This window comes from Ruegeria sp. H3 (assembly GCF_056533095.1).
Window position 1 is genome coordinate 1 of record NZ_JBQFOD010000040.1, and the last position, 968, is coordinate 968.

Sequence of the window (968 nt, forward strand, 5' to 3'; positions counted from 1 at the left end):
CATCCTGTGGCATCAACTGGACTTGCTAGGGTGGCAGTTGATGTCACTGGAAAAGCCCCATCTCCGCGCTTGGAGTTGGGGTTTTTCATTAAATTACCTCCGGACGGTCCTCTAACCATCCGCGGATCAAACTTTCTGGCCAACCAACAGCTTTTGCGGTCAGCCTTACTGGGCGAGGAAATTCTCCCCGACTCATCATGTCGTAAATTGTGCTGCGGCTCAGGCCGGTGATTTCTTCAACTTCAGTGCGTCGGTAGTGCTTTTCCAACATCTCGGTTGCCTCCTGCATCGGGTGGAACATGCAGGAATTTTGCGTAATCAAGACTTTAGTAAAAAGACGTCGCGATTAGGAAATGCGTTTCGAAACGGTGTACTGATTCATTGATTTCGTTTTCGGCCTGGTTTTCCAATTTCAGGCCGAAGACTTCGGGCACTGGACCAGGCTCTGTCAAAACTGCGAAAAGAAAGTGAATTCCCCAATCGAGTTTGCATCTCTGCGCGAGTAAATTGCTCGCCCCTATCAAGAGCTTTCACTATTAGTTCGGTCACTCTTGTCTCACTTATTTCATCCGGCTCATCGGTGTTGGGATTTTTGAAGGCATTTTTGAAAGCGTTGAAGTCCTCAACTTTGAAGACCACCGAGCAGCCAACGAATCTGCCCATATCAAGATCCGGCCCGGACCTCGCCTGGCGATATCGTTCAATAGAGAGGCCCATCTGTGCGACCATCAGAACAACCATACCCAAAAGTGACAGATAGAATGACCTGAAGTAAATTGATGTATCGGTCAACGACGAACCGCTTAAGAAATCAATTGTGTCAAACAGGATAAAAACCAAAACAAATAACATCAAAAAAATTGAAGATAGCATTAGTGCCCTAGGCTCCAGACTCATTGATTTACAGCCAGAACAGTACGGTAGCTGCTAGAGCGATGGCCGAAAGGAATACCTTTGGGCATCTGTCA

The 968-nt window shown here is 47.2% G+C and carries 2 protein-coding genes; both read right to left on the reverse strand.

The genetic code is table 11. The annotated features are described in order from the left end of the window. Nucleotides 1-88 precede the first annotated feature (88 nt). On the reverse strand, nt 89-271 hold the full coding sequence (locus ACR0JE_RS19620; RefSeq protein WP_480865363.1) for a helix-turn-helix transcriptional regulator: 183 nt from the start codon (nt 269-271) through the stop codon (nt 89-91). Nucleotides 272-378: 107 nt separating this feature from the next. Next, on the reverse strand, nt 379-897 hold the full coding sequence (locus ACR0JE_RS19625; protein WP_480865364.1) for a hypothetical protein: 519 nt from the start codon (nt 895-897) through the stop codon (nt 379-381). Nucleotides 898-968 lie beyond the last annotated feature (71 nt).

Coding starts and splice junctions, on each gene's coding strand:
- ACR0JE_RS19625 (WP_480865364.1), bottom strand. CDS start 897: ATGAGTCTGGAGCCTAGGGCACTAATGCTATCTTCAATTTTTTTGATG.
- ACR0JE_RS19620 (WP_480865363.1), bottom strand. CDS start 271: ATGTTGGAAAAGCACTACCGACGCACTGAAGTTGAAGAAATCACCGGC.